General features: G+C 31.2%; 26 protein-coding genes. All 26 read left to right on the top strand.

Annotation, left to right across the window (positions count from 1 at the left end):
- The first annotated feature begins 83 nt into the window (after positions 1 to 83).
- The 26 genes from bsdtb5_RS04160 (at position 84) to bsdtb5_RS04285 (ending at position 21,814) form a co-directional block, all read left to right on the top strand.
- Positions 84 to 938: a conjugal transfer protein TrbL family protein gene (locus tag bsdtb5_RS04160; RefSeq protein WP_271714797.1), complete on the top strand. Its 855-nt coding sequence runs from the start codon at positions 84 to 86 to the stop codon at positions 936 to 938.
- Between the two features lie 11 nt (positions 939 to 949).
- Positions 950 to 1,156 carry a hypothetical protein gene (locus bsdtb5_RS04165; RefSeq protein ID WP_271714798.1) on the top strand — a complete coding sequence of 69 codons (207 nt, stop codon included), beginning with the start codon at positions 950 to 952 and terminating at the stop codon, positions 1,154 to 1,156.
- A gap of 10 nt (positions 1,157 to 1,166) precedes the next feature.
- Positions 1,167 to 1,490: a hypothetical protein gene (locus bsdtb5_RS04170; RefSeq protein ID WP_271714799.1), complete on the top strand. Its 324-nt coding sequence runs from the start codon at positions 1,167 to 1,169 to the stop codon at positions 1,488 to 1,490.
- 1 nt (position 1,491) lies between these two features.
- Positions 1,492 to 1,923, top strand: a complete 432-nt coding sequence (locus bsdtb5_RS04175; protein WP_271714800.1) for a prepilin peptidase — start codon at positions 1,492 to 1,494, stop codon at positions 1,921 to 1,923.
- Between the two features lie 24 nt (positions 1,924 to 1,947).
- Entirely contained in the window at positions 1,948 to 2,748 is an 801-nt protein-coding gene (gene cpaB, locus bsdtb5_RS04180; protein ID WP_271714801.1) for a Flp pilus assembly protein CpaB, read from the top strand.
- The gene (locus bsdtb5_RS04185; protein WP_271714802.1) at positions 2,741 to 3,634 is read left to right on the top strand and encodes an AAA family ATPase; all 894 of its coding nucleotides are present in this window, start codon (positions 2,741 to 2,743) and stop codon (positions 3,632 to 3,634) included. Before cpaB ends, bsdtb5_RS04185 begins: the two co-directional genes overlap by 8 nt.
- Positions 3,627 to 4,991: a CpaF/VirB11 family protein gene (locus bsdtb5_RS04190; protein WP_271714803.1), complete on the top strand. Its 1,365-nt coding sequence runs from the start codon at positions 3,627 to 3,629 to the stop codon at positions 4,989 to 4,991. Before bsdtb5_RS04185 ends, bsdtb5_RS04190 begins: the two co-directional genes overlap by 8 nt.
- Positions 4,988 to 5,917: a hypothetical protein gene (locus tag bsdtb5_RS04195; protein ID WP_271714804.1), complete on the top strand. Its 930-nt coding sequence runs from the start codon at positions 4,988 to 4,990 to the stop codon at positions 5,915 to 5,917. Before bsdtb5_RS04190 ends, bsdtb5_RS04195 begins: the two co-directional genes overlap by 4 nt.
- Before the next feature lie 12 nt (positions 5,918 to 5,929).
- Entirely contained in the window at positions 5,930 to 6,796 is an 867-nt protein-coding gene (locus tag bsdtb5_RS04200; protein WP_271714805.1) for a secretion protein F, read from the top strand.
- A gap of 8 nt (positions 6,797 to 6,804) precedes the next feature.
- Positions 6,805 to 7,233, top strand: coding sequence for a DUF4320 family protein (locus bsdtb5_RS04205; RefSeq protein WP_271714806.1), 429 nt, complete (start codon positions 6,805 to 6,807; stop codon positions 7,231 to 7,233).
- Complete coding sequence (locus bsdtb5_RS04210; protein WP_271714807.1) at positions 7,221 to 7,808, top strand: hypothetical protein; 588 nt, start codon at positions 7,221 to 7,223, stop codon at positions 7,806 to 7,808. The genes bsdtb5_RS04205 and bsdtb5_RS04210 overlap by 13 nt, the downstream gene beginning before the upstream one ends.
- Positions 7,809 to 7,952: 144 nt before the next feature.
- Positions 7,953 to 8,567, top strand: a complete 615-nt coding sequence (locus bsdtb5_RS04215) for a hypothetical protein (protein ID WP_271714808.1) — start codon at positions 7,953 to 7,955, stop codon at positions 8,565 to 8,567.
- 22 nt (positions 8,568 to 8,589) lie between these two features.
- Positions 8,590 to 9,669 carry an immunoglobulin-like domain-containing protein gene (locus tag bsdtb5_RS04220; protein ID WP_271714809.1) on the top strand — a complete coding sequence of 360 codons (1,080 nt, stop codon included), beginning with the start codon at positions 8,590 to 8,592 and terminating at the stop codon, positions 9,667 to 9,669.
- Between the two features lie 47 nt (positions 9,670 to 9,716).
- Positions 9,717 to 11,582, top strand: coding sequence for a hypothetical protein (locus tag bsdtb5_RS04225; RefSeq protein WP_271714810.1), 1,866 nt, complete (start codon positions 9,717 to 9,719; stop codon positions 11,580 to 11,582).
- Positions 11,583 to 11,600: 18 nt separating this feature from the next.
- On the top strand, positions 11,601 to 11,840 hold the full coding sequence (locus bsdtb5_RS04230) for a hypothetical protein (RefSeq protein WP_271714811.1): 240 nt from the start codon (positions 11,601 to 11,603) through the stop codon (positions 11,838 to 11,840).
- Positions 11,841 to 11,858: 18 nt separating this feature from the next.
- Positions 11,859 to 12,569: a JAB domain-containing protein gene (locus bsdtb5_RS04235; RefSeq protein ID WP_271714812.1), complete on the top strand. Its 711-nt coding sequence runs from the start codon at positions 11,859 to 11,861 to the stop codon at positions 12,567 to 12,569.
- 21 nt (positions 12,570 to 12,590) lie between these two features.
- Positions 12,591 to 13,016 carry a single-stranded DNA-binding protein gene (locus bsdtb5_RS04240; RefSeq protein WP_271714813.1) on the top strand — a complete coding sequence of 142 codons (426 nt, stop codon included), beginning with the start codon at positions 12,591 to 12,593 and terminating at the stop codon, positions 13,014 to 13,016.
- 20 nt (positions 13,017 to 13,036) lie between these two features.
- Positions 13,037 to 13,747 (top strand): hypothetical protein, encoded by a 711-nt coding sequence (locus tag bsdtb5_RS04245; RefSeq protein ID WP_271714814.1) that lies wholly within the window; start codon positions 13,037 to 13,039, stop codon positions 13,745 to 13,747.
- A gap of 72 nt (positions 13,748 to 13,819) precedes the next feature.
- A complete protein-coding gene (locus bsdtb5_RS04250; protein ID WP_271714815.1) occupies positions 13,820 to 15,658 on the top strand; it encodes a VirB4 family type IV secretion system protein in 1,839 nt (612 codons plus the stop codon).
- Between the two features lies 1 nt (position 15,659).
- On the top strand, positions 15,660 to 16,523 hold the full coding sequence (locus tag bsdtb5_RS04255) for a C39 family peptidase (protein WP_271714816.1): 864 nt from the start codon (positions 15,660 to 15,662) through the stop codon (positions 16,521 to 16,523).
- A gap of 79 nt (positions 16,524 to 16,602) precedes the next feature.
- Entirely contained in the window at positions 16,603 to 17,226 is a 624-nt protein-coding gene (locus bsdtb5_RS04260) for a restriction endonuclease (RefSeq protein WP_271716047.1), read from the top strand.
- A 4-nt stretch (positions 17,227 to 17,230) separates the two neighbouring features.
- A complete protein-coding gene (locus bsdtb5_RS04265) occupies positions 17,231 to 17,428 on the top strand; it encodes a hypothetical protein (RefSeq protein WP_271714817.1) in 198 nt (65 codons plus the stop codon).
- Positions 17,429 to 18,775, top strand: a complete 1,347-nt coding sequence (locus bsdtb5_RS04270) for a hypothetical protein (RefSeq protein WP_271714818.1) — start codon at positions 17,429 to 17,431, stop codon at positions 18,773 to 18,775.
- A gap of 190 nt (positions 18,776 to 18,965) precedes the next feature.
- A complete protein-coding gene (locus bsdtb5_RS04275; protein ID WP_271714819.1) occupies positions 18,966 to 19,901 on the top strand; it encodes a helix-turn-helix domain-containing protein in 936 nt (311 codons plus the stop codon).
- Between the two features lie 295 nt (positions 19,902 to 20,196).
- Positions 20,197 to 21,354 carry a hypothetical protein gene (locus bsdtb5_RS04280; RefSeq protein WP_271714820.1) on the top strand — a complete coding sequence of 386 codons (1,158 nt, stop codon included), beginning with the start codon at positions 20,197 to 20,199 and terminating at the stop codon, positions 21,352 to 21,354.
- The gene (locus bsdtb5_RS04285; protein ID WP_271714821.1) at positions 21,344 to 21,814 is read left to right on the top strand and encodes an HNH endonuclease signature motif containing protein; all 471 of its coding nucleotides are present in this window, start codon (positions 21,344 to 21,346) and stop codon (positions 21,812 to 21,814) included. The genes bsdtb5_RS04280 and bsdtb5_RS04285 overlap by 11 nt, the downstream gene beginning before the upstream one ends.
- Positions 21,815 to 21,945: the final 131 nt, after the last annotated feature.

Here is a 21,945-nt window from a genome sequence, read left to right on the forward strand (position 1 = left end):
GAAGAGAATTGTAGTTTACTTTCTTCAATCCCAAAAGATAAGATTGGAGAAAGTAGCGAATCTTAAGAAAAGGAGGTTGCTAGTTGGATTTTATTACAGATATTTTTACCGATGGAATAAAAGGCTTTTTAAGTAATTTGCTTAATGAAGCTTTGGGTGTATTTGATGATTTTTTAGGTGACATTGTAGACATTGCATTAAATGCACAAGGATACATGTCAGGTAATTTTAATTTGAATTTTGATGACCTATTTAAAATTATAAATTCTTTTGCATTGTACTTAATCGTTTTGAAATTTTTAAAGAAGGGTTTTGATACCTATATTCTTTGGAATGATGGCGATGCAGATATGGATCCGTTCATACTCTGTACCGGATTTTTTAAAGCAATTATCGTAGCAATTTCATTTGATACAATCTATGGATTTATCGTAGATATTGCTACGGATGGAATAAACCAGATGATAGGTAGTATTAATACTTTAGCAGTGGATAAAGATGCGTTATATGCGGTCATAACCGGTTTCTTGGCTAAAGGATTAATCATGATTATTATTGCAATCGTATATTTTATTTTGTACATCATACTCTGGCTTCAGTTTATTAAAAGGGGCTTAGAACTTTTTATATTAAAAGCAGGAATTCCCTTTGCCTGTGTTGGAATGATTGATTCCGATGGTGGAGTCTTTAAAACATACGTTAAAAAAATAATCCAGGAGGTATTTACGGTATTAGTTCAAACCTTTGTTTTGAAGCTATCTCTAGTATTTATGATAAATGGTAACTTCATGTTTGGCATTGCTGCGATTTTAATGTCAATGAAAGCACCACAGTTCTTGAGTGAATTTATTATGATGAGTTCCGGTGGACAAGGTGTTGTGCAGAAAGCATCGCAAACAGTTCATACAGCAAGTATGATACGAAGTTTTGTAAGCTAAGCGAGGTAAATATGACTACGTTAAAAGAAATAATTAATTACATAGTATTACTCTGTGATGTAGGTGCAGGCGCTAGAATATTGTATTGTTTTTTGCAGATTCACTCAAATCCAGATGAAGAAAAAAGTTATTTAAAAAAAATAAGGAATGTTGTTATTTTTTTAATATTAGCAAATTCAGCACTAGCATTAAAAGAATTAATTACGAGATATTTTTAGGAGGTGTTTCATGGAAGAACAAATAGAGAAGGATTCACTTTATTTTCCACAAGGGATTAAAAGAGAAAGAGAATATTTTGAAGGGTATGGTAAAAATGAATTAGTTTATACTATTATTGCAACAATCTGTGCGGGTATAGTCGCTTTCATAGTGTTTCAAATAACCAAGAGTCAGATTAAGGCAATCTTTCTATTTCTCGCAGTTCCGACAACTGCGGTATTGTTTGTGGTCCGTAACGATTGTAATGTTTCTGTAGTAAGCCAGATTCGATTTATGATACGATTTGCACAGTCACAAAAGAAATATCCATACATAGCAAAAAAGGAATGGTAGTATGAAAGAAATTGTACTATATGTTTGCTATATTGTAATTTTAGTTTATGCTGCATATCAGGATAGTAAAACATTTAAAGTAAGTAACCAAGTTCATATAGTTATCCTAATATTATCTTTATTTTCTAATGGTAATTTATTGATTCGTGTATTGGGAGCGTTGGTGATTACAATTCCCTTTCTATACATTGGTATAAAAACAAACCAATTAGGTGGGGGAGATATTAAATTTATATTTGCCAATGGTGTATTTTTAGGATTCTGTAATAATTACATTGGTATAGTAATTGGATTGATTCTTGTGATCATCCTTTTTTTTATTCGCAAATGCAAAAAGTTAAGTAATAAACAACGTATGATTCCTCTTATACCATATCTGGTAGTAGGGTATTTCATAATTTACAATAGTCAGCTTCTATTAGGTAGAAGCTGACTTTATCAGAAAGGAACGAAGTAAATGAGTCGATTAAAGAGTAAAACAGTGATTGGAATTGTAGCGATTGTATTAGGTATTTTGATTTGTTTTATCTTTACACCTTTATACAACCAATCACTTGAAGCAAAGACAAAGGTTGTGCGTGTCACGAAGTACATTGAAAAAGGGCAACTAATCAGTAAAGACATGGTGAAGCAAGTTGAGGTAGGTAGTTATAATTTATCAAAAGGAGTTGCAGTAAAGGAGAATGAGGTCATTGGAAAATATGCAACTTGTGAAATGTACGAGGATGAGAATGTCATAAAAGATAAGTTATCTGTTACACCACTAGCGAAAGATGAGTATTTGCAAAATCTTGATGGAAATAAAGGTGCGATTAGTATCACTTTACAATCCTTTGCGGCTGGGCTATCCGGAAAGCTTTTTGCAAATGACATTGTAAGCGTGTTAGTAACCGATGACAAGGAAACCGTCATTCCTCTTGAGTTAAAATATGTACAAGTTCTTGCCTGCACGACAGATAAAGGTGACGATATTGATGAAAAGTCAAAAAGTAAGAACGAAGATAGTGAGGATAATCTAGCAACAACTGTTACACTTTTGGTGAATGAAACACAAGCAAAAACCTTAGCTAATATGGAAGCAACCCAGAAGGTTCATCTTGAATTAGTTTTTAGAGGTAGTAAAGAGGAACGAAGTAAATATTTACAGCAACAAGATGAAATTATCGAAATAATGAAGCAAGAAACAGAGAGCCAAGAAGCTGAAATTAATAATGCTACGGTAGATACATCAAAGGAAAAGGGGAAAGCCAATGAGTAATGGAGTAATGATTGCTGTGTGGGGAAATCAAGGAAGTGGAAAGACAACAATGTCAGCCAAACTTGCACTCGAATTGGTGAATCAAAAGAAGGAAGTCCTACTAATTCTTACAGACACTGCAGCGCCTGATATGAAAATTTTATTTCCTTTTCAAAAAGAATTTCAAACGATGGGACATTTATGGACTACTCCAAATTGTAGAGCAAGTCAAATCTATAAAGTATGTATACCAACAAGATTTAGGGAACTAGGTGTCTTAGGATATAAACCAGGCGAAAATATTTTTTCATTCCCGGACTATACGAAAGAAAGTATTGTAAGAGTCTATATGGAATTAAAAAATATGGTGGACTACATCATTGTTGATTGTGTTTCTGAATTTGGTTACAACGTACTTACAACAGTGGCACTTGAAATGTCAGATTATGTGATACGATTAGGAGAAGCTACACCAAAAGCTTTCTCTTTTTTTGATTCCAACCTTCCATTGTTATCGGATAGTAGATATCAAAAGGAAAATCATATTAGAGTTTTATCAAAGATCAAGAGTTATCAAGCGAAAGATGTTGCAGTAAGTAAATATGGTATGGATGCAGAGCTACCTTATCTAGAGGAAATCGAATTACAGATGTTAGAAGGAAGATTACTAGAAAACGATTCAAGCAAAAGTTGTCTGAATTATAAGAATGGGATAGAAAGAATCATGCAAATGATACAAAAAAATGATCATGTTGTGGAAGAAAAAAGCCAGGAAGGTCATGAACTTGAACTACCCCAAAAAGCAAAGAATCAAAAAGAGGAAAAGAAACAAAGAGAGAAAATACCAAAGGAACACAAGAAATTGTCATTAAAGATTCCGAGAAAGAGAAGTGATGTCATTGAATAATAAATTTGTTGAAGAGAAAGAAAATAGGGAAAAGGAGTTTATAGAGGTTTTACATGAAGTACAATCCTATTTGACTACTAATTTTTCAACTTTATTTACAGACGAAGAGAATGCAGATAATAAAGAGCAAATGATGAATCATATAAAAAAATATCTCTTTGATCATAAACTTCGAGCAAAAGGTATGTCCTCAGAAGATACGATTCAGAATTTAATAAATGAAATGACAGAGTTCTCAATACTTAATCCTTTCTTAGATCCTAGTAGAAACGATATTGAAGAGATTAATATTAATGCCTGGAATGATATCAAAATAAATTACTCCAATGGAAGAATTGAAAGTTCCAAGGAGCATTTTTTTTCACCAGAGCATTGTGAGAATATCATAAGAAGGTTGTTGAGTCGAGAATCGAAAATGGTCTTAGATAAATCTAGACCAATTGTTAGAGGTCATTTATCAAGTAAGATACGTATTACCGTAATGGGGGATGGGGTAATTGATTCTAATGTTGGGATTGCTGCATCTCTTCGAATTGTTAATCCAAAACAATTAAAGAAAGAGAACTTTATTTCAAACGGTACCGCAACGAACCAAATGATTACATTGTTAGAGGTATTACTTCAAAATGGTACATCAATGTGTATCACTGGAGAGACGAACTCTGGTAAGACAACGTTAATGAGTTATTTACTTACAACAATACCATATGAGAAAAGAATCTTTACGATTGAAGAGGATGTTAGAGAGTTTAATTTAGTAGTAACCGATAAAAATGGGAAGGTATTAAATAATGTAGTACATACAAGGACTAAGAAATCAGATGATCCGGTGAAAGTAATTGATCAGGAAAAGTTATTAGAAACTGCTCTTACTATGAATCCTGATGTAATATGTGTGGCCGAAATGAAAGGAAAAGAGAGCTTTGCTGCACAAGAAGCAGCAAATACTGGCCATACCGTTATTACAACGACGCATGCTAATAGTTGTAGGGCTACTTATTCTAGAATGGCGGATTTATGTAAAGGGAATACCAACATGGATAATCAGTCATTGATTGATAAGGCGAAAAATGCATTTCCGATTGTAGTATTTATCAAAAAATATAAAGACAATATTCGACGAGTGAAAGAGATTACCGAGTGTGTACAAGATGAAAATGGAGAAACCAAAATAGTCACATTATTTCGTTACCGTGTTCTGAAAGAAAAGAAAGATGAAAATGGCAATGTAATTGCATTAGAAGGAAAGTTTGAAAAAATACATGAAATCAGTGAGAATCTTAAGAACTTATTAATTGAAGAGGCAGTATCAGAAGATCTCTTGGAATTGATTGTAAATAAGGAGGAAGTGATATGATCGGATTATTTAAAGTTACTTCCTTTATCTTATTGCTGTTAGGATGCTTTATCTTATTTCAGATTGATGTGCTAGAGTTTATCCAGGATATTGGAACTTTATTTCGAAGTAAAAAATGTTTGAGAGATCGAATCTTAGAAGCATCAGGAAAGAAAAAGAAAAATAGCTTAATGATCTTAATTGAAGATGCATTACATACCTTAAAAACAAGTGGCAAAGAAGAAGACTTCTCTAAAATATGTGTCCTCTCACTTTCGTTATCTGTAGGTGGTTTATTATTTGGATTTACGATATCGAATTACTATTTGGCACCGGTGTTATGTGTGGGAATGTGTATGCTGCCATTCCTTTATGTGAAGTACTTAGGAATTCGATTGCAAAAGCAAATCAATAATGAGCTAGAAACTGCTCTTTCCATTGTAACGTCATCTTATATTCGATGTGAAGATATCATAACCGCTATTTCGGAGAATAAGGAGTATATTAATCCACCAGTCAAAGAGATCTTTGACCAATTTGTATTAGAAGCGAATCTATTAAATCCTGATATAAAAAAGCTATTGTCTGATATGAAAGGTAGAATTGATAATGAAGTATTTAAGGAATGGTGTGATGCAATTATATCTTGTCAAGAGGATGGAGCACTAAAGAGTACGTTATTACCGATTGTAAAGAAATTATCGAATATACGTCTTGTAAGTGTACGTCTAGATGCTCTTTTATACCAACCAGTAAAAGAGTATATCACAATGGTTTTACTTTTGATTTGTAACATTCCGCTCATGTATTTCATTAACCGAACGTGGTTTGAGATTCTAATTTTTCACACATCTGGTAAGTTGGTATTAACCATGTGTGCTATTGTGATTTTCATATCAGCACTTGGTGTTGTTAAAATATCAAAGCCAATCGAATACAAGAGGTAGAAAGGAGGATTTATGTTAGTAATAATTCAAGTTACTATGGTCATGTGCATTGTATATGGAATATACATTATTGCTACAAGTCATTTACATCTTGTCTCTCATAAAGCAAATAAAGTAGCAGATGCATTTGTAAAGCAAGAGAAAAAAGCAAGTAGTATAGAAGTAATGATTGATACAATGGCAGCAAAACTAGCACCATTACTAAGATTAGATTCTTATAAAAGAAAGAAGTTAGAAGCAGATCTGAAAAGTTTAAACATTGAGCGAACCCCAGAAATGTATCGAGCAGTGGCTATTGTAAAATCAGGTATGATATTACTACTTTTAATTCCTTGCTTTTTGATTGTTCCACTATTCTCCATCGGTGTTGTTTTCTTTTCCATATTTACTTATTTTAAGAGTGAAAATGAACTACATGAGAAGTTAAGAAAAAAGAAAGAGGATATAGAATTTGAACTTCCTAGATTTGCTTGCACATTAAAGCAAGAATTACTTTCAAGTAGAGACGTCCTTACAATCCTAGAGAACTATAAAAAGAATGCAGGTATCAGCATGAAGAAAGAATTAGATGTGACGATTGCAGATATGCGAAGCGGAAATTATGAATCTGCTTTATTACGATTTGAAGCAAGAATATCATCAACTTCTTTATCGGATATCATTCGTGGGTTAATTGGAGTTTTAAGGGGAGATAACAATGTTAATTACTTTGAGATGTTAAGTCATGACTTAGATATTTTAGAAGTACAACGACTTGAAAATATCGCGATGCAGCAACCAGGAAAGATAAAAAAATATTTGTTCCTCTTATTAGTATGTATTATGATTATGTATTTTACAATACTTGCGGTATATGCGCTAATCATGGTAGGAAAGTAGGGATAAACTTGAAAAATAAGATATCAAAACTATTAAAAGAAAAGAATGGTTCTACTTATATTGATATTGTAGTAGGGTTTCTAATTGGATGTATTGTAATTGCTTTAATCATTCAAGTAGTACCAGCTTTGGTTAAGAAAAATCAATTGAATACCTTTGCCACTAATGTAAGTAGAATTATATCGGTGGAAGGAATTTATAATGATGATGTAAAAAGAAAAATTGAGGAATATCGCAAATCTTCTGAAGTAGGAAATGTTACGGTATCATTAGATGGAACAGAGTTTATTGAGAATACAAACAAAATACAGCTAAGTGATCCAATTGAAGTAACGGTTACAAGTGATTATGATATTGCTTTGTTTTCATTTGGTGGCTTTACGATACCTATAAAAAATAAAGCAGAGACAAGGAGCGAGGTGTATTGGAAAGAGTAAGAAAACAAAAACAATCTCCTATCCTACATAAAATATTGGACAAAGGAGGAGGAACAACAGTCGAGATTGCAGTATTATTCATCATTGGAATCATGCTATTATCGGTTGCTTATGAGTACCTTAGAATACAGATTACAGCAAACAATATAAGAAGTTCTTACGAAAGAGCAATACTTACGGTGGCCATTGATAATTATAATGATGTATATGCAGGTGTTCGAGAAATGAAAGAATTAGGAGGCGAATACGAAGGTGGGCCGGGTGATGGAGAAGAAGAAGGAACTACTCCAGAATGGGTACCTTTAAATGATTATGGTAATGTGCAAGAAGAGTTGAAAGAGCTACTTGATCTGGAAGAAGAGGGTGATAAGGACATATCATATTATAGTGAAACGGATAAATATCGATTGTCCAATATCACAGTTTTGGTTCGAAATGCTGAGAATACGGAAAGTAATAAGTATGAAATCAAGGGAACGGTTGATGCGAGTATTCCAATATACTTTGGTAACGTACATATTACGGATGCAAAACTTCCAATTAAAGTGACAACTGCATATACTGCAAAGTATTAAAAATGGATATATTTGATTCTGAATTACATTAATATAAATAATATACCACATAATTCCAATAAAAATCTTGTGAACCTAGTAGCTTTGTGATATAGTTATATTAGGGATATTATAACTATTTATTCATAGAAAGAAGGGATAATATTGCATAGTAAGATTGAAAAAAGTGTAGACATGCATAAAAAAAGGAATGTTACGATTGTACTGAGTATCATAGTGGCATTTGTAGTTGGATTCATTTTGTTAGATAATACCAGTAAACCAACTAAAAATAATGATGCAAATAAAATTATATCATCAAGAAATGCAGAAGATCAGGAGAATAAAATTTCTGATTCTAACACGAAGAAGACCAAAGAGCCATTTCTGATGACATATGATGATTTAGTGAAATCGGGTTCTGTTAAGTCAGATGATATAAAAGATATAAGTAATGAACCTTATTCATATGATGCGGGGAATAAAGATAAATCTAATGATGATTCAAAGAATAATGCAAAGGTTACTCAACAGAAGAGCTCAAACAATAGTAATGATAATTCTTCTAAGAGAGATTCAGAAATAGAAAAACAAGGTGGAAAAACCAAAGTGGTTGATGAATCAAATAAGACAATGAAAGATGAATCTGTAGAGTATGAGTATAAGGGAGAAGTGGTTACGAGTAAGGTGTTTAACTTCTTTGATGTTAAGGCAAGTGGTGGTAAAGAAGTAAATGGTAATAGTAAAGCTAGCGGCAAACATGTTGGAATATGGAATTAGTTACTAGAGAGGATGAGAAAATATGAGACAAAAAATTGGAATGATATTTTTTAGTATATTTTTAATTGCAAGTACATTATTTCTTTCAGGATATGATTATGTTAATAATATTCAATTAATAGCAGATAAGTTTACAGTTGAATTAGGTAGTAATCTAAATGATAATTTGTCTTCTTATATTACTGGTAGCATAGATAAAGCTACTATTGATCTTTCAGATGTAAATGTAAATAAAATAGGTGATTATAAAGCATCAATAAATAATGAAGGTCAGATATTGACTTTTATAATACAAGTTAGAGATACAATAGCTCCTTCTGTAGACATAAAGAATAATTTGATATATAAAGTAAATCAAAAAGTACTGGCAAAAGACTTAGTAACTAATATTGTTGATAAGAGCAAGGTTAAGATCAAATTTGCAGATGGCAAAGAGAATAAAAAATATAGTAAATCAGGTTTAATAACTGAGAAAATTTTAGTAGAAGATGAATCGCTAAATAGAGTAGAATATAATGCTATATTTAAAGTTGTTAAAGATAATGTTAAACCTAAGTTGAATGGTATAAAAAATAAGAGTATTTACATAGGTGATAAATTAAATTATTTATCTAACCTTACAGCTAAAGATAATATTGATGGAAATATTACTAAAAAGATTAAGATTGTCAAAAAAGCAAATTTGATAAAGGCTGGACATTATATTGTGGTTTATTCAGTGCAAGATAGCTCTGGAAATAAGACGATTGCAAAAATGAAATTGACTGTTAAAAAAGATAGGGCACCTGTAATAAAAGGTGTTAAAAATAAAACAGTCTATCTTAATAGTAGTGTAAATTATCTATCTGGTGTTAAAGCATATGATGATAGAGATGGAAATATTACTAACAAAATCAGAGTGGATAAATCGAGAGTAAATTTATCAAAAGTAGGAAAATACAAAGTAATATATAGTGTAACAGATAGCAGAGGACATAAATCAACTAAAATCATCCAAATAACAGTTAAAGAATTTTCTTTTAGTAATGTAAAACCAAGTGGTGGAAAGGATGTTGATGGCGATAGCAAGGCAAGTGGTGAACAAGTTGGTACATGGGATTAAGTTTATTAAGTGTAGTCAAATGACTACACTTTTTTTATGGAGGTTATATGAATAAAATATACAAATATTTTATAATTATTGGAGTTATTATGCTCTATATTATTAATTCTAATGTGGTTGTTAAAGCAGATCCTAATATGGATGGAGGTGGAAAAGGTGGCGGAACTCAGCAAGGAAGTGGTAGTAATTTCTATTCAACTGGAGATGATGGGGTTAGAATAACTATTGTTGATATGAAAACAAAGCGAAGAGCAGAAGGAACTATTTCAATAGATTATTATAGAAAACCGGGTAAAACACAAACCGCTGTTTTTCATTTTGGAAAGGTATGCAAGCTTGAATATATGGGGGTTGGAGGATATCCTACACAAGCTGATTTGAAACAATCAAGTGATGATTATAATAAAAATGAAAATGGGCAATATACAGCATTTAATGTAGACGATATGCCAACAATAGTAAGTAATTCATCAAGTAATTCAAGTATTGAAAAAATTAAAAATTACTTTAATGATTCTACAAGATTAGAACTAATAGCAAAAAGAGTTGGAATAAACTATAATCAATTAATTAGTGGAAACTATAAAATAATAATCGAACCAATGATATATATAACATTTGAAACTAGATATATAGCTATGACAGCACATGAAGCAGCTAAATTAGATATGGCTCTTGGAGGAACAACTACAACTGGTGGTAAACTACGAGCGAAATTTGTATCATTTACTCATAAAAATTTGCCACTATCTATATTCTTAAAAAAGAAAGAGCTAGGTATTAAGAGATGGACTGGTAGCAAAACAGAAAGAGTAAATAATGGTAGGATCTTAGAATACTTGGGTATTGGTATTTTGTCATTTAAACCTGATGAAGTTGAAACTGATATAGAAGCAGGTAATTATACATACAGACCAGATACGGATGTGATTACAGCTATTGATGTGTCAGTAGGATCAGAAGGAGATGGAGCAACTTGCGATAATCCTATTACAGTTCAATTTAGTGGAGATATGATAACTACGACTCAGGTGACGGGCATTACAATACCACCAAATGGGAGCAGATTAGTCTGGATCAAGTGGCATACTCCTAATTTGAAAACAAAGACATCTACTACTATTCATGCTTTAATTGTCGGAGGTGGTACTGCAAGTTCAGCATCAGTTGGAATAGTAATAAGTCCAATTGATGAGAAAGAACCGCCAAATCCTACTGCAGATGATCATAAACCAATTAACTGGTCAGACGATATACTACCTACTTTTCCTAAAACGGGGGCATTATCAAAGTTTTCTTCTCCAGTATCAGCAAGAAGCTGGCATACTTACACTTGCACTAAAAAGTCGGTATGGAATGGAGAATATTATACAGATGCAAAAGGAAAATATATACTAGATGGATCAGGAAATAGAATTAAAATATACGAAACGGTATATGAATTTTCAACCAATCATTATAGTGCATCCTTAGTTGATACAAATACAAAATTAAAACCAGATAACACTACTAAGAAGTCAAATATAACTGTGAGTAGTGTTAAAAGTGGATACGGTATTGAATTAAATGTAGCTTCAAATATCGTTGGAAGTTCGAGTGACACAACGGGTATTCAGACAGCTGTTGTATACTTTCCTGAATTCAGTTACAAAAAATATAGACGAATAGGAAAGCTTCCAGGTGCAGCATTAAATTCAACCATTCAATTTCCAATAAACCAATATTCTATTTATAAGAACCCTGTTCATTTTACACCGATTTGGTTTCCTGATAAAGAATATAAGGTATACATTGAATCATTAGATGCATGGACGCCTGCAGGAATGATATGTGATAAAGCAACTGCTAGTATCCAGGTAAAAGGTTCCCTTTGGGACGATTGGCATATTGGAGTTATACCAAATTTACCATAAGAAAGAGAGGAAAAGGATATGAAAGATGAAATAAGAAACAATAGTGTGAGTTCAAAAGAAACAATATTGATGTTAGAGAGATTATTAAAAACGGATGAAGAGGAATTTCAAAAAGTAAGAGACATCATTAATAAAAATGGAATTACATATTTCATTGAACAGATTGAAGAGTTAGAAGTTACAGATGATATTAAGAAAAAAGTGATTAGTGTAAGAGATATAATCGAAGCTTTTAATAAAGAAAAATCACAAGAATAATTCATAGGAGTAAAGAACATGAAGAATATAAAATATAAAGAAAAATTTATCAATGGGATAAATAAATTAACAGGTATTCCAATTGATACATTAACACAGTATGCAGAAAAGAATTCTATATGCAATATTATAGAACATCCCAGTATTATAAATCCAAGTCCAGAACAATTAGAAACAATTAATCTCATAAATGAATTTATAGTATCTTATAATGTATTAAAAGCATACGAAGAACAAAATAGAATAAAGCTAGCAACACCAGAGCAATCAGGAGCTTATTTTGTACCTTTACTAAGTGGTATTAAGGACAAAGAAAAGTTTATGGTTGCTTTTTTAGATAATGGAAGTAATGTCATACATACATCGACAATAGCAGAAGGTACTGTATCAGGAATCAATATATATCCAAGAGATATTGTAAAAGAAGCTCTTGCTTGTGATTGTAGTGCAATCATCATAGCTCATAATCATCCAGGAGGAACCAATCATGCATCGAATGAAGATATTAAAATGACCCAAAAATTATGTGAGATATTTGAGCCTCTCTCAATCTATGTATATGATCATATTATTGTGACTGGTTTGTCCTATATTTCTTTGTCTCAACAAAATTTGATTCAAAATAAGATGGAGAAAAGACCAAATCTTAATGAGATGCAGCTAGAAGCATTAGTAAAGAATGCGTTACAAAGTAATGTATTAGAAGAAGAAATGGAAGTTTACGATTAATAAAAGGGAGAATAATGAGATATGAATAAAGTGATTTTAATGGGACGTTTAACAAGAAATCCAGAAGTACGCTATTCACAAGGCACAAAATCAATGGCAATTGCAAGGTATATTATAGCAGTGAATCGATTTCGAAAAAATAACGGCCAAGAGGAAGCAGATTTCATTCCTTGTGTTGCCTTTGACAAATCAGCAGAATTTGCTGAAAAATATTTTAGTCAAGGAAGTAAAATTACAATAGTAGGAAGAATTCAAACAGGAAGTTATACAAATAAGGAGGGTGTGAAAGTTTATACCACAGAGGTAATTGTTGAGGAACAAGAGTTTGCAGAAAGTAAAAACGCTAGAAATACAGAAGGCAGTTCTAGACCAGTTCCTGGTCAAGCAGATGCTAATGGTTTTATGAATATTCCAGAAGACCTGGATGAAGAATTACCATTTAATTAATAAGAGAAAGAGGGATTGAATTGAATCAATTAATATTACCTATTATAATGATTTTACTTTGTATCATCGCTTTGATTGCGATGATTTTTTTTATGAATAAAGGAAGTCAAAAAAATAAGAATAAAAATAATGAGAAAAAAGAGCAATTAAAACAGACAGCACAAGACTTTGTCAATGTGAAAGATATCAAAGATATTTTTCTATACACAAGAGATCATCATTTAATTAGTTACATAAAGGTACATGCTATATCGTTTGATTTATTAACAAGAGGAGAGCAAAAAGCATTAGCTAGAAGATTAACGGAAGAGTTTTCAGAAATATTAGTAGATAACTTTAATCCATTTAACTTCTTGGCGGTAAGTCGTCCAGTAGATATTACCCCATTAATTACGGAGTATTCTGAATTATTAAGTAGTACAAGCAATACGATCCAGAAAGAAATACTTAGAAATGAGATAAAAATAATAAGTGATTTTTCTTTATCAGGGGAAGTTGTACAACGTGAGTTCTACTATAAAATATGGGAAAAAGAGAACGAGTACGCAGAGACAGAATTACGTAAAAGAGTTCAAGATTTAGCAAATCGAATTGATAGTGCAGGCATAATTTGCGAAGTTCTCAAAGAATCAGAGATTATAAAACTATGTAATTTAGTAAATAATCCTGCATTTGCAGCAATTGAAGATACAAATGTTGAAGTAACAATACCACTCATACATGTAGCATAAGTGAATAGTTTGAAAGGCATATAATTTGACATCAACAAATTGTATGCCTTTTTTATGGAAAGAGGTAATACGATGAAGAAAAAAGAAAGTACTGGAATTAATAATGCACTGCTAAATGTAATTTCACCAATTGGTTTAGAGTTTAAAAAGAATAGTTTAGTACTAGGTGAGAACTTAGGTAAAATATTTGGAATTACAAAATATCCATCGGACATAGATTATGGTTGGCTCTCTAAAATAACAAATATACCAAGTACAATTGCCAGTATTACATTTACACCAATTGAAAATGGTGATTTCGTTGAAGCATTAAATAAGAATATAAGTGTACAAAGAGGAATTGAAAAGGATACAAAAAGTACAGTTGCAAGGCAGAGAGCAAAAAAGGCTGCTGATGATGGCGAAAAATTATTATTACAGATTGACCAAAATGGAGAAGCAGTAGGAATGTTAAGTACCATAATAATGCCTATAGCTACGGAAAAAGAAGTATTTAATAAAGTCAGTCGAAAAACAACCAGTACAATTATGGCGTCGAAATGTAAGTGCCGTCTGCTATCTGATTTACAGAAAGAAGGATTAAGGCAGATAACCCCAATGTATACCGTAGATTCAGATGTAAAGTTAATTACAGATAGAATAGCACCACTATCAAGTGTTATGGGTGGATTCGCCAATGCGAGTAGCGGCTTAAATGATGGTAATGGATTTTATGTTGCGAAAGATGCAACAGGAGGTCTTGTAGTATTGGACTTTTGGTTACGTGACAATGATAGAACTAATTCTAACTTTGTTGTAATGGGTATTCAAGGGCAAGGAAAATCGACTGCGGTAAAACATATAGCAATTGGCGAATATATGCGTGGAACAAAACAGATATTTACTGATCCTGAACGTGAATATCGAGACTTATGCTTAAGATTAGGTGGTGATTGGATTAATGCCGGAGGAGGTTCGAATGGAAGAATCAATCCATTACAAATACGCCCGGTACCAAGAGACGATGAGGATGAAAAAGACGAATACAAAGTCTATTCGGATGATGGAAATGGAATGGGTGATCTAGCACTTTATATCAAGCATTTAGAAGTATTCTTCTCTTTATATTTGCCAAGCTTAGACGATATGGAAAAAGCAGTTTTAAAAGCAACATTAATTGAGTTGTATGGTCAGTTTGGTATTACATGGGATACCGATATCACAAAATTACAACCTACAGATTTCCCAATCTTTTCAGATTTGTATAACCTCACATGCAAGAAGGCAATTGAAGAAGAAAAGGTTAGAAAAGATTCTGATCCTAATATATATAAAAAACTATCAACTCTTCTAGAAGATGTTGCAAATGGATCAGATAAAGCGCTATGGAATGGGCATACAACAATTAAGACAAATTCTAAGATTATATGCCTTGATACAAACGATTTGCAGAATACAACAGATAATATAAAAAGAGCACAATATTTTAATATTAATAGTTGGGTATGGCAAGAAATGAGTAAAGATCGAAATGAAAGAGTATTAGCATGGTATGATGAAGCTTATTTGATGATTGATCCAAAAGTACCTCAGTGCTTAGCACATTTAAGAAATACATCAAAACGTTGTAGAAAATATGAAGCTGGTATTGGCATCATTTCACATAGTGTAGTAGATTTCTTAGATCCATCAATCAAAATGTACGGACAAGCATTATTAGATGCACCTAGTTACAAAATAATATTTGGTACAGATGGGCCAAATCTGAAAGAAACAAAAGATCTTTATAAACTTACAAATAAAGAAGAGGAATTATTGGAAAGTAAGAAAAAGAAACATGCACTTATGATGATTGGTTCCAAACGTCTGCACGTGAACTTTGAAATTCCTGAATATAAGTTTGCGTATATGGGCAACGCAGGAGGTAGATAAGATGCAGGTAGAATTAGCAATTAAGGCAGCAAAGGTAGCTTTTGATAATTTGACAGATGAAAAAAAGAGAAGACGTTTACTAATAATTATTTTAACTCCAATTATTAGTTGCTTATTTTTATTCTCAATCGTCGTTTATTTTGTTACATCTCCAATTGATGCTCTGTTACACGGATTTGGAATTGGTGGATCAAGTTACAGTAGTAAAGTAAATGATTTTAAAAACATACCAGAGGTTGGTGATTATGAAGAAAACTATAATAGTTCAGTCAATGGAGCTACAGTAACAGGACCTTATAAGAAACAAACTATAAAATCAGGTGAAACAGAGGTTGTGTATTACAATCAAGGTGAGAAACCCTGGAGTACTATGTTATATGGAACTTTGAAGACAATAGCAAAGAGTGGATGTGGTCCGACATCGATGGCAATTGTAATATCAACATTTACTGGTAAAGAAGTAACACCTAAAATGACAGCGGATTGGTCATATCAAAATGGATACCTGGTACAAGGATATAACAACGGAGTTCCTTATGCAATGTCAAGCCATGCTTTAGTTCCAGCACTAGCAAAAGAGTATGGATTGTCTTGTGAAGGAATAGCAAAAGGGAACGATACTGCAGATAAAATAGTGCAAGCTCTGTCAGAAGGAAAATTGATTGTAGTTATTATGGGACCAGGTCATTTTACAAGTGGTGGCCATTTTATTGTATTAAGAGGCGTCACAAAAGAAGGTAAGGTATTAGTTGCTGATTGTGCTAGCCGATCTCGGACGAACAAGGAATGGGATATTGCCACTGTGGTTAATGAATCGAGAAACGGTGCAGGCGCAGGCGGGCCATTCTGGGCGATTAGTAATTAATAAGTATATACATAAAGATAAGAACTACAGAATTTTAATTACTGTAGTTCTAAGAATTAAAAGAGGTGAGTTGTAAGTGATGTTTAAAATTGTGATAACTATTTCCATGATTGTAGTCGTTATTACTTTTACTATATTACCTTATATGAGAAACGCAATAAAAAATAATCTTAAGAGAAAAAGATATTTAGATAGTGGTATATCTGACATTGATAAAATGCAGGGTATAGAGTTTGAAGAATTCCTTAAGGTTCATTTTGAACGATTAGGGTATCATGTAAAAACGACTAAAACAACCAATGATTATGGAGCAGATCTAATACTAAAAAAAGAGAGAAATATAATTGTAGTTCAAGCGAAAAGATATAAAAGTAGAATTGGAATTAATGCAATACAAGAAGTTATTGGAGCAATAAGGTACTATAAGGGAATGAAAGGAATGGTTATTACCAATAGCTATTTTACTAAAAATGCAATTAATCTTGCGAAAGCAAATCAGATTGAATTGTGGGATAGAAATAAGTTGATTGAAGTAATGCTTAAGAATAATGGACGAGAGATTTCAAGTCAAATAATAAATAATGTGGATGGAATTTGTCCATTATGTAAAGGACAATTAGTTGAAAAAGTTGGACCATATGGTGAATTTTATGGATGCAAGAATTATCCGAAATGTGACTTTCGTAGAAAGAAAAGAGGTTAATATCATGGAAGAGAAAAAGAAAAAAATTATGGCCACTATTATGTGGGGGATTGGACTCGTTATTGTGATTATAGTACTGGTATTTATTAATGGAGAAAATAATACAAAAGACAATAAAACAAAGCAATCAGTTGAACAGAAATCTAATGTAATTGTTCATGATGGAAGCGAAAATAATCCACATATCGAGGGGGTACAATAAATGGTTTTTTACATAACGGGTGAAGTCAATAAAAATATATATGACTTTATCAACGAACAGCAAGTATTTAAGAAAGGTATAAAACCTTACATAACAGCAGATCTATTTTTAAATTTTATAAAAAAGGAGTTAAGGAATTTAGAAGTTGATTATTTGATTATTGATTTGTTGGTGTTACAACTAGATGAACCAATGATGATAGAAGAAGCAATTGAAGCTTTTAAGGTTTTAAATAAAAAAGGAACGATTGTAATTTCAGCAGTTGGCGAGGATGAGGAGAGAAGAGAAGTATGGAGAACGTACTGTAATAATAGATATGAATTTCTATATCAGGAAGAAAACTTAGAAGAAGAGATGTTTAAGTTATTAAATCATAGTACTGAAGAATTAGTCATTGATAATCAATCAGAAGAGCTAAAGAATGATGACAAAGAGACAGTAAAAAGAACTCAGATTAAGAAGAAAGTTACTAAAAGTAATAAAGAAGAATCTACTCAATTAGTGAAAGAGGAATCAAGTAAAATAGAGGATAGTCAACCGGAAGGAATTTCTCCAGACAAGTTATATCATAAAGCAAACGTAAAAGTAAAAACAAATGATGGTCAAGCAATTAGTAAAAACAATAGCTTGATGAATGAAGATCAATATAAATCAGTTGTTAATGATAAGGTAGTGGAAGAAGTGATAAATATACCAAAGAAAAATAAGGTTATTACACTAGATGAATACCTATTAAAGAATTGTAAAGATAAAGATGAAACAATCAATTGGAAGTGCAATAACATTTTTATAGGAATTGTAGGTACAGAAAGAAAAGTAGGAACTACATTAGCTTCCATACAAATGGCCAATGCATTAGCAGCAACGAGCGCTAAGGTGTCGTATACAGAAACAAATACGCATAACCACCTACAGCTAATAGCAAATGAGTATATCATGGAGCAGATAGAAGATCATTACTATAAGAATTCAGTTAGCTACTATTTAGATAAGAAATTTGATATAGAAGCGAAATACAATTTTATTTTATTTGACTTAGGAGCTATTAATGAAAGAACTGACTGGATTATTAGAATCATAGAGGAACTTATCAATGAAGTTATCCTGGTGGCTGGATGTAAACCATATGAGCAGAAAGCTCTTAAATATGCTTTAAGTAAATTACAAGGTAAAAATCTTCATTTATTATGTAATAACGCCACTCTAGAAGAATATGAACAAATGAATATGCTATACAATTCAGATAAAGTGAAATGTATTGAGTATAAGAATGAAACAGATCTATTTAGTAAAAATAATTGGTTAGATAATATATCAGAAATACTTCAAGAATACCGTACTGAATAAGATTGAAAATAAAAGCGACCAGGAACTCTAGGGTGATAGAGTTACTGGTCAAATTAATTAAATTGAAAATAATCTAATAACAAATCTATCATACAATAAATGTAATATAATGTCAATGACAAAAGAAGCTGTAGTTAGTGCAGTTTGTTTATATTACTTTTCCGTATATAGAGAAAAGGAGACGAAACAAATGAGTATGAAAAAATTTAAGATGTTAAATATTATTTGTGCAAGTTGTGATTTATCCTCAAAGGAAAAACTAGTAGCACAATATTTTATATATAAATCAAATAAATCAGGGGAATGCTATCCATCTGTCTATACAATAGCAAGAGCGTGTGGAGCTAGTGAAAGAACGATTCAGAGAGCAACTAAGAAATTGCAAGAGAAGGGCTTTATATCTATCATAGAAAGATATGTAGAGGGAAAACAGACATCTAATCAATATTGCTTAAATACTTTGCTTATTGCAGAACTAGAGAGAGAAAAAGAAGTTGAGAAAGAAAATAAAGCAATAGTTGAAAAAGAAAGTAAATTTGAAGATGTAGTTATTGAATATGAAGATCTTTTTGAAGTTGAGGAAGAAAAAGAAATTGATGACGAGTATTTAAAGAATTGTTCAACATCAAATAGTAGTAATGTGGATAACCTTGTGGATAAAGTTGTTGATATTAAAGGGGAAAGTGATTATGAAGATGTTGAAGTAACTGACTATGATTTATTGGATAATGAAATTACAAAGATACTTATAATTGAATCGAATGAAGAGTATGTAGAAGAGAATTATAAAGAAGTAGATCAAGATGTTAAAGGTACTTTTTACTCAGAATGCAAATCATTTAATAATTGGAGAAAGAAATCTACATTGTCATTTAATACGAATATTATAAAGAAAAGTGTTAATCAAGGAAATATAGAAGAAATAAAGTATATAGAGGTAGTTGTTAATAAGAAAATAGTAAAGATAGCTAAGATCATAAGAAGATATATTCATACTAGAAAAGAACCTAAGTTACATATTAAATTTAACAGAGAACAAGCCAAGCAATTTTGGGAATGGTATCTAGATTATGGAGATATTGAAAATATATATAAATGCTATCTTGAAAGAATGAGGAAAAGGTAGTTATGAGTTATTTTTTTCATGTAGGGGTGTCATGGTGTCACCCAAATTATACAATATTTTAGATACTGAAGAATAAAATTATAATTATATAAAGGATTAATAATACGCAATACTGGTATTTTATGTAATTATATGGTATAATTTCTGGAAGAAAAGCGTGCAATAATATTTGGTGTGACTATATATTATTCCAATGGGAAGTAGCAAGTTTGAATATCTAAAAGACTAATCAATAAAGGTGATTTACAAAATTATAAATGATATTTTATATTATTAGCATGAATGGAGATCATAAATGAGTTTAATTAATTTAATTCAATATAGTAAATTGATAGAACCCCATAAAGCAACGAAAATAAAAGAGTTTAACAAATTTCTCTGTAACGAATTTAATATTGAGAATATTAATGAAGGTATAGATGTATATATTTTTGAAGAAATTGATATTGACTTTATTATAAGAGGTCTAAATTGTTATATCGAAGCAAATAATGTTTCAGCACAAAACACAGCTGATACGTTTGTAGCAGCTGTCTATGAATTATTAGTACATGTTGAGCAAAAGTATGGTACTAAAAATAACATTTTGTCCAATATTGATAAACATAAAGAATTTATGGAGAAAACAAAAGAAGTTACTTCAAAGTTAAGAAGCACAGTAAGCAAAGATATTGCAACAGATGATGATTTTGAAAAGCTAGTTAATTGTGTTGACCTATTTCTTGAAGAACATGATGATATAGAATCCGAACTAAGCAACGAAATAAACTTACTTATATCTAATAGAAGAAATAAACTATGGCATTATCCTAATTTCATATCTATTATAGCAACTAAATTACTTATGGTATATGGACTAAAATATAATGTAATTATATCTTTAAATGTAAATGAGGTTGATTTAGAAAATAGAAATATAATTATTAATGGGATTTTATTACCTATTAACTCGGATTTAGTTGCACTTTTAAAAATATATATGCCCATAAGGAAGCAATTGGTAACACACTACAATAACATTCACAAAAAGTTGTTAGTTAGTTATATAACTGGTGGACCATATGGTTCTAGAGAATATGGGAAACTTTATAATTTAATAATAAAAAATTTTAAGTCATTCGAAGCCGAAGTTTTTGCATCAAAAAAAATTCTTGAAATGTTGGATAATGGACTTGATACATATTTAGTATCGAAACTGACTGGATTTGACGTTACTCGTTGCGTAACTATTCAATATGAAAACAGAACAAATGATAGATCTGAAGAATACTGCATTGATAAAATAAGAGAATTTTTATCTAATAAAAAACAAGTAGGTGATTCTCAATTTATTAATTGCCCGTTTTGTGGTGCAAAGAAAAATGCTAACATAGAAAATTGGATTATCGTTAAATTTGAGGATGATAATAATAAGTATATTGCATGTAAGGAGTGTAAAGGGCTTGCAAATTGAGAAAATCTATGAATTAAAGGACTTTTTGGATGAATACTTTGTCAACATACCAAAAAGAACGATAAATAAAGTTGAACCAGAGGAAATTGACAAAGCAATAGAACATGACTTTATAGAAGATGTAACTATTACTGATAATGAAACAAGAGAAATTACAATAAGAAGAATAATAAGATATCAACGTATTGTGAAGGAATTAAAGAAAAAGCATGAATATAAGTGTCAATTGTGCAATGATTCTTTTTTGATGGATAATGGAAATTATTACTGTGAAGCTCACCATATTAGGCAATTATCATTGGATGGTAGCCAGGATAAAACAAACGTTTTAATTCTTTGTCCAAAACACCATCGAATGTTTCACTTTGCAAAAAAAATGATTACAATAACGGATGTACCAATAGTACAAAAACGAATAATTACGATAGGAAGTATTAAATACTACGTTTTGATGAATTAGTATTTTTTTGACATTGAAATATATAATGAAAGGAATGTATGAAATGATATCATTTTTTGATTGTATTAGCTCAACTCCTTTTTAGAGGAGTGTTGTCACATATTTATAGGATTACAAGATACATCTAAGCG

The organism is Anaeromicropila herbilytica, from assembly GCF_016591975.1.
GTDB lineage: Bacteria > Bacillota > Clostridia > Lachnospirales > Lachnospiraceae > Anaeromicropila > Anaeromicropila herbilytica.

Bases quoted from the DNA above. Each gene is read 5' to 3' on its own strand.
- bsdtb5_RS04220 (WP_271714809.1), top strand. From the start codon at position 8,590: ATGAGACAAAAAATTGGAATGATATTTTTTAGTATATTTTTAATTGCA.
- bsdtb5_RS04200 (WP_271714805.1), top strand. From the start codon at position 5,930: ATGTTAGTAATAATTCAAGTTACTATGGTCATGTGCATTGTATATGGA.
- bsdtb5_RS04255 (WP_271714816.1), top strand. From the start codon at position 15,660: ATGCAGGTAGAATTAGCAATTAAGGCAGCAAAGGTAGCTTTTGATAAT.
- cpaB (WP_271714801.1), top strand. From the start codon at position 1,948: ATGAGTCGATTAAAGAGTAAAACAGTGATTGGAATTGTAGCGATTGTA.
- bsdtb5_RS04175 (WP_271714800.1), top strand. From the start codon at position 1,492: ATGAAAGAAATTGTACTATATGTTTGCTATATTGTAATTTTAGTTTAT.
- bsdtb5_RS04225 (WP_271714810.1), top strand. From the start codon at position 9,717: ATGAATAAAATATACAAATATTTTATAATTATTGGAGTTATTATGCTC.
- bsdtb5_RS04165 (WP_271714798.1), top strand. From the start codon at position 950: ATGACTACGTTAAAAGAAATAATTAATTACATAGTATTACTCTGTGAT.
- bsdtb5_RS04235 (WP_271714812.1), top strand. From the start codon at position 11,859: ATGAAGAATATAAAATATAAAGAAAAATTTATCAATGGGATAAATAAA.
- bsdtb5_RS04230 (WP_271714811.1), top strand. From the start codon at position 11,601: ATGAAAGATGAAATAAGAAACAATAGTGTGAGTTCAAAAGAAACAATA.
- bsdtb5_RS04260 (WP_271716047.1), top strand. From the start codon at position 16,603: ATGTTTAAAATTGTGATAACTATTTCCATGATTGTAGTCGTTATTACT.
- bsdtb5_RS04170 (WP_271714799.1), top strand. From the start codon at position 1,167: ATGGAAGAACAAATAGAGAAGGATTCACTTTATTTTCCACAAGGGATT.
- bsdtb5_RS04275 (WP_271714819.1), top strand. From the start codon at position 18,966: ATGAGTATGAAAAAATTTAAGATGTTAAATATTATTTGTGCAAGTTGT.
- bsdtb5_RS04270 (WP_271714818.1), top strand. From the start codon at position 17,429: ATGGTTTTTTACATAACGGGTGAAGTCAATAAAAATATATATGACTTT.
- bsdtb5_RS04195 (WP_271714804.1), top strand. From the start codon at position 4,988: ATGATCGGATTATTTAAAGTTACTTCCTTTATCTTATTGCTGTTAGGA.
- bsdtb5_RS04280 (WP_271714820.1), top strand. From the start codon at position 20,197: ATGAGTTTAATTAATTTAATTCAATATAGTAAATTGATAGAACCCCAT.
- bsdtb5_RS04240 (WP_271714813.1), top strand. From the start codon at position 12,591: ATGAATAAAGTGATTTTAATGGGACGTTTAACAAGAAATCCAGAAGTA.
- bsdtb5_RS04250 (WP_271714815.1), top strand. From the start codon at position 13,820: ATGAAGAAAAAAGAAAGTACTGGAATTAATAATGCACTGCTAAATGTA.
- bsdtb5_RS04185 (WP_271714802.1), top strand. From the start codon at position 2,741: ATGAGTAATGGAGTAATGATTGCTGTGTGGGGAAATCAAGGAAGTGGA.
- bsdtb5_RS04265 (WP_271714817.1), top strand. From the start codon at position 17,231: ATGGAAGAGAAAAAGAAAAAAATTATGGCCACTATTATGTGGGGGATT.